This window comes from Acidobacteriota bacterium, assembly GCA_018001935.1.
GTDB lineage: Bacteria > Acidobacteriota > JAAYUB01 > JAAYUB01 > JAAYUB01 > JAGNHB01.
This window is the reverse complement of sequence record JAGNHB010000053.1, coordinates 34,755-41,783: the sequence shown is the minus strand read 5'-3', so window position 1 is coordinate 41,783 and position 7,029 is coordinate 34,755. Positions and strand designations below refer to the sequence as shown.

Annotated in this window: 11 protein-coding genes; all 11 read right to left on the bottom strand. The window is 63.2% G+C overall.

Annotation, left to right across the window (positions count from 1 at the left end):
• Positions 1-514: 514 nt before the first annotated feature.
• The 11 genes from rplQ to rplO are packed head-to-tail and all read right to left on the bottom strand — an operon-like array spanning position 515 to position 7,018.
• A complete protein-coding gene (rplQ, locus tag KA419_16770) occupies positions 515-931 on the bottom strand; it encodes a 50S ribosomal protein L17 (protein MBP7867588.1) in 417 nt (138 codons plus the stop codon).
• Positions 932-972: 41 nt separating this feature from the next.
• Positions 973-1,917 carry a DNA-directed RNA polymerase subunit alpha gene (locus KA419_16765; GenBank protein MBP7867587.1) on the bottom strand — a complete coding sequence of 315 codons (945 nt, stop codon included), beginning with the start codon at positions 1,915-1,917 and terminating at the stop codon, positions 973-975.
• 52 nt (positions 1,918-1,969) lie between these two features.
• The gene (gene rpsD / locus KA419_16760) at positions 1,970-2,599 is read right to left on the bottom strand and encodes a 30S ribosomal protein S4 (GenBank protein MBP7867586.1); all 630 of its coding nucleotides are present in this window, start codon (positions 2,597-2,599) and stop codon (positions 1,970-1,972) included.
• Positions 2,600-2,620: 21 nt separating this feature from the next.
• Complete coding sequence (rpsK, locus tag KA419_16755) at positions 2,621-3,025, bottom strand: 30S ribosomal protein S11 (GenBank protein MBP7867585.1); 405 nt, start codon at positions 3,023-3,025, stop codon at positions 2,621-2,623.
• 24 nt (positions 3,026-3,049) lie between these two features.
• Positions 3,050-3,406, bottom strand: coding sequence for a 30S ribosomal protein S13 (rpsM, locus tag KA419_16750; protein ID MBP7867584.1), 357 nt, complete (start codon positions 3,404-3,406; stop codon positions 3,050-3,052).
• 21 nt (positions 3,407-3,427) lie between these two features.
• On the bottom strand, positions 3,428-3,541 hold the full coding sequence (gene rpmJ / locus KA419_16745) for a 50S ribosomal protein L36 (protein ID MBP7867583.1): 114 nt from the start codon (positions 3,539-3,541) through the stop codon (positions 3,428-3,430).
• Positions 3,542-3,560: 19 nt separating this feature from the next.
• The gene (infA, locus tag KA419_16740) at positions 3,561-3,779 is read right to left on the bottom strand and encodes a translation initiation factor IF-1 (GenBank protein ID MBP7867582.1); all 219 of its coding nucleotides are present in this window, start codon (positions 3,777-3,779) and stop codon (positions 3,561-3,563) included.
• Positions 3,780-3,782: 3 nt separating this feature from the next.
• Positions 3,783-4,532, bottom strand: coding sequence for a type I methionyl aminopeptidase (gene map, locus KA419_16735; GenBank protein MBP7867581.1), 750 nt, complete (start codon positions 4,530-4,532; stop codon positions 3,783-3,785).
• Between the two features lie 2 nt (positions 4,533-4,534).
• On the bottom strand, positions 4,535-5,176 hold the full coding sequence (locus tag KA419_16730) for an adenylate kinase (GenBank protein MBP7867580.1): 642 nt from the start codon (positions 5,174-5,176) through the stop codon (positions 4,535-4,537).
• A gap of 5 nt (positions 5,177-5,181) precedes the next feature.
• A complete protein-coding gene (gene secY / locus KA419_16725) occupies positions 5,182-6,579 on the bottom strand; it encodes a preprotein translocase subunit SecY (protein ID MBP7867579.1) in 1,398 nt (465 codons plus the stop codon).
• Positions 6,572-7,018, bottom strand: a complete 447-nt coding sequence (gene rplO, locus KA419_16720; GenBank protein MBP7867578.1) for a 50S ribosomal protein L15 — start codon at positions 7,016-7,018, stop codon at positions 6,572-6,574. The genes secY and rplO overlap by 8 nt, the downstream gene beginning before the upstream one ends.
• Between the last annotated feature and the right edge of the window lie 11 nt (positions 7,019-7,029).

Genomic DNA, 7,029 nt, shown 5'->3' with positions numbered 1-7,029 from the left:
CCGGTGAACCGAGCTCCCTTCTCGCTCCTGCGAAATCCTCTCTCTTTGCACTGTCGATTGAAAACCAGTCGCTGGCCTCACCCCAAACCGCTGATTTTGGCCTCATCCCAGACCGGCGCGAACAGCGCCGTGCCCCTGTGCCTCTGTGAGAGATCCTTCCGGGATGATTTTCGCCAAAGCACGGCACGGAAAAAACGGAGCATCGGAAGCCGGCAGGGGTGATCGCGGGTGATGCGGGATTTGCGGCCCGTGCGGTCTTCCTTCGCGAGCTTGGCGCCTTGGCGAGAGCTTGTCCGGATCTTGATCTCGCAAAGGCGCCAAGCTCGCAAAGAAAACGGGAACGGGAAACCAGGGATGCGGTCAAGGAACACGAAAGCCCGCCTTCACAAAGTCACCGCACCGCATTCCGGATTCTGAGTTCGTGATGTTCGTGGTCCCCCCCCCGTACGCAAAAACGCCCGGCCGTGGGGCCGGGCGTCGAGGCTTCGGGTCGGGCGGGCCGCGGCCCACCGTTTCACTTCTTCTTGTCGGTCTTCTTCTTCGCGGAGGGGGCGGGAAGCTGGTAATCCACCAGTTCGATGATGGCCTTCTCCGCCATGTCGCCGGGGCGCGCCCCCAGGCGGTAGATCCGCGTGTACCCGCCGGCGCGCTCCGCGAACCGGGGGGCGACGTCGTCCATGACCTTGTGCGCGATCTCCTTCGACATCAGGTACGACAGCAGCTGGCGCCGGGCGTGGAGCTTCTGCTCGGGCGTGCCGGTGGTCTTCCCGAGGGTGACCAGCTTGTCGGCCACGCGCTTGAGTTCCTTGGCCTTGGGCAGCGTGGTGAAGATCCGCTCGTGCTTGAACAGCGAGGTGGCCATGTTCCGCAGCATAGCCCTGCGATGGGCGGCCGTACGACCCAGTTTTCTTCCCGCAACTTTATGGCGCATGGTTCATTTCTCCTTGGTGTCTTGTCGGGGGCCCGTCCCCGTCACTTCTTGAGGATCTTCCCTTCCCGGTCCAGCACCATGCCGAAGGCAAGGCCCATTTCCGTCAGGACGTTCTTGATCTCGTTGAGGGACTTGCGGCCGAAGTTCTTCGTCTTGAGCATCTCGCTTTCCGTCTTGAGCACGAGGTCGGCGATGGTGCGGATCTCGGCGTTCTTGAGGCAGTTGTAGGAGCGCACGGAGAGTTCCAGCTCGTCCACGGACTTCTGGAGGTAGTCGTTGAGCTTGCTGTCCTCCTCGGTGATCTCGGACTCCTTCTCCTCGTCGTCCTCCTCGAAGTTGATGAAGAGGGACATGTGGTCCTTGAGGATCTTCGCGGCCAGGGCGACGGCGTCCACCGGCGTGATGGCCCCGTTGGTCCAGACCTCGAGGATCAGCTTGTCGTAGTCGGTGGCCTGCCCGAGGCGGGCGGCTTCCACCGTGTAGTTCGCCTTGACGATGGGCGAGTGCACGGAATCCAGGGGGATGTAGCCCAGTTCCAGGTCCTCGTCGAAGTTCTCCTCCGCCGGGACGTAACCCCGGTTCATCTCGACCCGCATCTCCATCCGGATGGCGCCGTCCTCGCCCAGCGTGGCGATGTGGACGTTCGGGTCCAGGACGTAGACGTCCGCCGGGGCCTGGATGTCCCCCGAGGTCACGACCCCGGGGCCGGTCTTCTCGAGGGTGAGGAGCTTGATGTGGCTGGTGGTCATCTTCAGCGGGACGCGCTTGAGGTTGAGCACGATGTCCGACACGTCCTCGGAAACCCCGCGGAGCGACGAAAACTCGTGGAGCACCCCGTCGATCTTGACGGCGGTGATGGCGCCGCCGGGGATAGAGGACATCAGGATCCGCCGGAGGGAGTTGCCGATGGTCGTCCCGTACCCGCGCTCGAAAGGCTGGGCGTAGAACTTCGCGTAGCGGTCGGTCATCGTCTCCGGGTCGTGCATCAACCGTTTCGGTTTCTGCAGCTTGGGAATGCTAACCACAGTGAACCTCCCGTTATTTCGAGTACAGTTCGACGATCAGCTGCTCGTTGACGTCGAGGTTGACGTCCTCGCGCCTGGGAAGTTCCAGCACGCGGCCCTTGAGGGTGTCCTTGTCCATGGACAGCCAGCCGGGGATCCCGCGGCTGCCCGCGATCTCGACGTTGGCAAAGAGGAAGGCGTTCTTTCGGAAGCCTTCCTTGACGGTGATCTCGTCGCCCTTGCTCACCTGGAAGGAGGGGATGTCCACGCAGCGGCCGTTCACCAGGATCTTCCCGTGGCGGACGAACTGCCGGGCCTGGGCGCGGGAGGCGGCGAACCCGATCTTGTAGATCACGTTGTCCAGCCGGCTCTCCAGGAGGATCAGCAGGTTGGCGCCCGTGATGCCCTTCAGCCGGTCGGCTTCCTTGAAATACTTCCGGAACTGCCGTTCCAGCACGCCGTAGATCCGCTTCACCTTCTGCTTCTCACGGAGCTGGAGGCCGTACCCCATGATCTTGGAACGGCGCTGGCGCCCCTGTTCACCCGGAGGATAGGGCCGGCGGTTGACGGCGCAGCTGTCCTTGAAGCAACGGTCACCCTTCAGAAAAAGCTTGATTCCTTCACGGCGGCACAGGCGGCACACCGACTCGTTATATCTGGCCAAGGTGCAAACCTCCTTATGGTCTTAGACTCTGCGGCGCTTCTTGGGGCGGCAGCCGTTGTGGGGAATGGGCGTGGCGTCGCGGATGGTGCGGATGCGCAGCCCGTCGATGTTGAGCGCCCGGATGGCGGATTCACGGCCGGGGCCGGGGCCCTTGATGACCACGTCCACTTCCTTCAGCCCGTTTTCCATGGCGGCCCGCACGGCGGCATCGGAAGCCTGCTGGGCGGCGAACGGGGTCCCCTTGCGGGAGCCCTTGAAACCGATCGTCCCACCGCTGGCGGAAGAGATGGCGTTGCCGTTCACGTCCGTGACGGTGATGATGGTGTTGTTGAACGTGGAGGTGATGAACACCTTCCCCGTGGGGATGTTCTTCCGAACTTTCTTCTTGGCGGTCTTTCGGGCGGTGGTCTTGGTATCCTTCGCCATGGTTGACTCCTGTTCCTTGCGGACTTATTTCTTCTTCCGACGCGGGCCTTTGCGGGTGCGCGCGTTGGTGTGAGTGCGCTGCCCGTGCACGGGGAGGCCCTTGCGGTGCCGGATCCCGCGATAGCAGCCGATATCCATGAGGCGCTTGATGTTGAGGGACACCTCCTTCCGCAGGTCCCCCTCGATGCCGCCTTCCTCGGCGAGGACGGCGCGGATCTTGGAGATCTCCTCGTTGGAGAGGTCCTTGATCTTCTTGTTCTCGTCGATGCCGGTCACCTCGAGGATCCGCTGGGAACGGGCGATGCCGATGCCGTGGATCCGGGTCAGACCGATGAGCGTCTTCTTGTTGTCAGGCAGATTTACACCTTCAATGCGTGCCAAGGTAATCCTCCATCCGGCTTCTCAGCCTTGTCTTTGCTTGTGCTTCTTGATCTCGCAGATGATCCGCAAGATACCCTTCCGCTTGATGATCTTGCACTTGGGACAAATTTTCTTCACCGATGCTCTTACTTTCATGGGAGTTCTCCGACTTCCGCTATTTGTATCTGTAAATGATCCGTCCACGGGACAGGTCGTAGGGTGAAAGTTCCACCAGGACCTTGTCCCCGGGGAGGATCCGGATGAAATTCTTTCGCATCTTGCCCGACACGTGCGCCAGGACCACGTGCTTGTTCTCCAGCTCCACATGGAACATGGCGTTCGGGAGCGTCTCCACGATGGTTCCGGTCACTTCGAAGGCATCCTCTTTCGGCATCGATCACTCACCCAATCTCGTCATGATTTCCGGTCCGTTCGCCGTCACGATGACGGTATGTTCAAAGTGGGCGGAAAAACCGCCGTCGATCGTCGTCGCCGTCCACTTGTCCGGCAGGTAGCGGACGTGGGGCGAATACTCGTTGACCATCGGCTCGATGGCCAGGAGCATCCCCTCCTTGAGCCGTGCCCCGGTGGCAGGCGACCCGTAGTTGGGAACCTGCGGCTCCTCGTGAAGGTGGGTCCCGAGGCCGTGACCCACGAATTCCCGGACCACGGAGAAGCCGAACCGGTCCACGTGGCTCTCGACGGCGTGGGAGATGTCCCCCACCCGGTTCCCTGCCCTGGCCTGGGCCAGTCCCTTGTAAAGAGCTTCCTCGGCGGCCTGCGCCAGCAGCGCATGCCGCGGGGCCACCCTGCCGATGAGGATGGTGCAGGCCGCATCCCCGTAGTACCCCTTGTAGACGGCCCCCACGTCGACACTGAGGATGTCGCCCGACCGGAGCGCGTAGTCCGAGGGGATTCCGTGCACGATCTGCTCGTTCACGGAGGTGCAGAGGGTCGCAGGGTAACCCCGGTAGCCTTTGAAGGCGGGCAGGCACCGCTGCCGGGTGATGTACTCCTCGGCAATCCGGTCCAGCTCCCGGGTGGTCACCCCTTCCCGCGTGTGCTCCCGGACCCGTTGCAGGGTCTCGGCCGTCACGCGGCAGGCCGCTCGGACACTCTCCATTTCCCGGGCGTTGCGCACGATCATGGTCAGTCGATCGTGCGGCGGATGTTTTCAAATACCGTGTCGACGTCCTGGGACGCGTCCACCGTCAGGAGGAGCTTGCGCGCCTCGTAGTAGGGGATCAGGGGCGCGGTGCTGGCGTGGAACACTTCCAGCCGCTTGGCCACGACCGACTCCCGGTCGTCGTCCCGCTGCCGGAGAGCCTCCCCGCAGGCATCGCATGTCCCTTCGCGCGCCGGGGGGGCGAAGTGGACATTGTAAATAGCGTTACATTTTACGCAATTCCGGCGCCCTGTCAAGCGTTTCAGCAGGATTTCGTCATCGATCCGGAAGTGGATGACGACGGTGCGGTCCTCGGGGCTCAGGATGGCGGCCAGGGCGTCGGCCTGGCCCACCGTCCGGGGGAAGCCGTCGAGGATGAAACCGTTCGCGCAGTCCTCCCGGGTCACGCGGTCCCGGATGATCCCCACCACGACGGCGTCGGGAACGAGTTCACCCCGGTCCATGCTCGCCTTCGCCCGGAGCCCCATCTCCGTGCCGTTCCGGACGGCCTCGCGGAGGATGTCGCCCGTGGAGATCTGGGGGAACCCGTATCGCTCGGTGACCCGCTGGGCCTGCGTGCCCTTGCCGCAGCCGGGGGCGCCGAGGAGGATGAGGACGCGGCGCATGGTCTTCACCCCCGCCGCCCGCGGATGCGGCCCTTCTTCAGGAAACCGTCGTAGTTGCGCATGATGAGCTGGGACTCGATCTGGTTGACCGTGTCCATGGCCACGCCCACGACGATGAGCAACGAGGTGCCGCCGAAGTAGAAGTTCACGCCCAGGCCCTGGGAAATGAAGGCCGGCAGGTGGTCATAGAGCCAGTCTCCCACCCAGGGGAAGGCCCGGACCTGGACGCCGCTGATCAGGAAGTCCGGCAGCAGCGCCACCAGGACCAGGTAGACGCTGGCGGCGAAGGTCAGCCGCGTCATGATCTTGTCGATGAGTTCCGCCGTGGGTTTCCCCGGGCGGATCCCCGGCACGAAGCCGCCGTACTTGCGGATGTTGTCGGCGACCTCGTTGGGGTTGTAGATGATGCCCACGTAGAAGAAGGTGAAGAAGACGATGCCCAGCGCGTAGAGCAGGATGTAGAGGGGGTAGCCGTGGGAGATCTGCTGGGCGATGGCCTCCATCCAGGAGGTCTTGATCATGAACTTCAGCGTCTGGGGCATGGCCAGGATCGACGACGCGAAGATGATGGCGATGACGCCGCCGGCGTTGACCCGCAGGGGCAGGAAGGTGCTCTGGCCGCCCATGATTTTGCGGCCGACGACCCGCTTGGCGTACTGGATCGGAATCCGGCGCTGTCCGCGTTCCACCAGGACCACGAAGCCCACCACGAACACCATGACGACGGTCAGGACCACCACCGTGAGCAGCCCGCCCTCGGTGATCTTGTGGTAGCACCAGGCCAGGGAGTGCGGCAGCCCGGCGACGATGCCGGCGAAGATGATGAGGGAGATGCCGTTGCCGATGCCGCGGTCGGTGATCTGTTCGCCGAGCCACATCAGGAAGGCCGTCCCCGTGGTGAGGGTGATGACGGTCAGGAAGATGAAGAGCCCCGGCGAGATGATGACGATGCTCTCGTTGCCGATCCGGCTCTGCAGCAGGAAGGTGGCCGTGGCCATGGACTGGAAGACGCTGAGCACGATGGTGAGGTACCGGGTGTACTGGGTGATCTTCTTCCGGCCCAGTTCCCCTTCCTTGGACAGCTTCTCCAGGTACGGCCACACCATGGTCATCAACTGGAGGATGATGGACGCCGTGATGTAGGGCATGATGCCCTGGGCGAAAATACTGAAACGGCGAAGGTTGCCACCCGTAAACAGATCCAGGAAACCCAGGAGCGAGTCACCCGCGTTCTGGGTGAAGGCATCCTGCAGCGCCTCGCCGTTGATTCCGGGCGTGGGGATCCACGACCCGATCCGGTAGACCGCCAGCATGCCCAGCATGAACAGCACGCGGTTCCGGAGATCGGGGATGGCGAAGATGTTCTTGATGGACGCAAGCGCCCTGTTTTCCTGGTCAGCCATTGATGACCTCGGTGGTTCCGCCCGCCGCGGCGATCTTGTCAAGGGCGGTCTGGCTGAACTTGTGGGCCTTGACCACCAGTTTCTTGTCCAGGGTGCCGTCACCGAGAATCTTGAGGCCGTCCTTGAGGTTCTTCACGATGCCGGTGGCCCGGAGCAGCTCGGGCGTCACCTCGGTCCCCGCGGGGAGTCGGTTGAGCACGTCCAGGTTGACGACGGCGAACTCCTTGCGGAAGATGTTGGTGAAGCCGCGTTTCGGCAAGCGGCGGTAGAGGGGCATCTGGCCGCCTTCGAAGCCGATCTTGTGCGAGTAGCCGGAGCGGGACTTCTGCCCCTTGTTGCCGCGGCAGGCGGTCTTGCCGTGTCCCGAACCGGGGCCTCGCCCGACGCGCTTCCGATTGCGATTGGCCCCGTGGGCCCTCTTGAGGTTGTGCAGTTCTATTCCCATCGTGA

Bases quoted from the DNA above. Each gene is read 5' to 3' on its own strand.
- rpsK (MBP7867585.1), bottom strand. From the start codon at position 3,025: ATGGCGAAGGATACCAAGACCACCGCCCGAAAGACCGCCAAGAAGAAA.
- infA (MBP7867582.1), bottom strand. From the start codon at position 3,779: ATGCCGAAAGAGGATGCCTTCGAAGTGACCGGAACCATCGTGGAGACG.
- map (MBP7867581.1), bottom strand. From the start codon at position 4,532: ATGATCGTGCGCAACGCCCGGGAAATGGAGAGTGTCCGAGCGGCCTGC.
- rplQ (MBP7867588.1), bottom strand. From the start codon at position 931: ATGCGCCATAAAGTTGCGGGAAGAAAACTGGGTCGTACGGCCGCCCAT.
- secY (MBP7867579.1), bottom strand. From the start codon at position 6,579: ATGGCTGACCAGGAAAACAGGGCGCTTGCGTCCATCAAGAACATCTTC.
- KA419_16730 (MBP7867580.1), bottom strand. From the start codon at position 5,176: ATGCGCCGCGTCCTCATCCTCCTCGGCGCCCCCGGCTGCGGCAAGGGC.
- rpmJ (MBP7867583.1), bottom strand. From the start codon at position 3,541: ATGAAAGTAAGAGCATCGGTGAAGAAAATTTGTCCCAAGTGCAAGATC.
- KA419_16765 (MBP7867587.1), bottom strand. From the start codon at position 1,917: ATGCACGACCCGGAGACGATGACCGACCGCTACGCGAAGTTCTACGCC.